Origin of the sequence: Domibacillus sp. 8LH (genome assembly GCF_038806185.1) — a bacterium.
Classification (GTDB): Bacteria; Bacillota; Bacilli; order Bacillales; family Domibacillaceae; genus Domibacillus; species Domibacillus indicus_A.
Map to the genome: position 1 here is coordinate 1 of NZ_JAVJNG010000128.1, position 274 is coordinate 274.

At 51.8% G+C, this 274-nt stretch carries 3 tRNA genes; all 3 read right to left on the reverse strand.

Going from position 1 to position 274, the window contains the following annotated elements:
- Position 1 precedes the first annotated feature (1 nt).
- Positions 2-76 (reverse strand) — tRNA-Glu (locus tag RG959_RS24105).
- A 34-nt stretch (positions 77-110) separates the two neighbouring features.
- Positions 111-183 (reverse strand) — tRNA-Thr (locus RG959_RS24110).
- Positions 184-198: 15 nt separating this feature from the next.
- Positions 199-273: transfer RNA gene (locus RG959_RS24115), tRNA-Asn, on the reverse strand.
- Between the last annotated feature and the right edge of the window lies 1 nt (position 274).

The window sequence follows — 274 nt, forward strand, 5'->3', positions numbered from 1 at the left end:
ATGGTGACCCCTACGGGATTCGAACCCGTGTTACCGCCGTGAAAGGGCGGTGTCTTAACCGCTTGACCAAGGGGCCTATCTATTAAACTTTTAAGTGGCTTACAAAAGTAAGCTTCCAACCGGGCTCGAACCGGTGACCTCTTCCTTACCATGGAAGCACTCTACCTGCTGAGCTATGGAAGCAAAGCAATAAAGCAATGGCTCCGCAGGCAAGACTCGAACTTGCGACCGATCGGTTAACAGCCGATTGCTCTACCACTGAGCTACTGCGGAA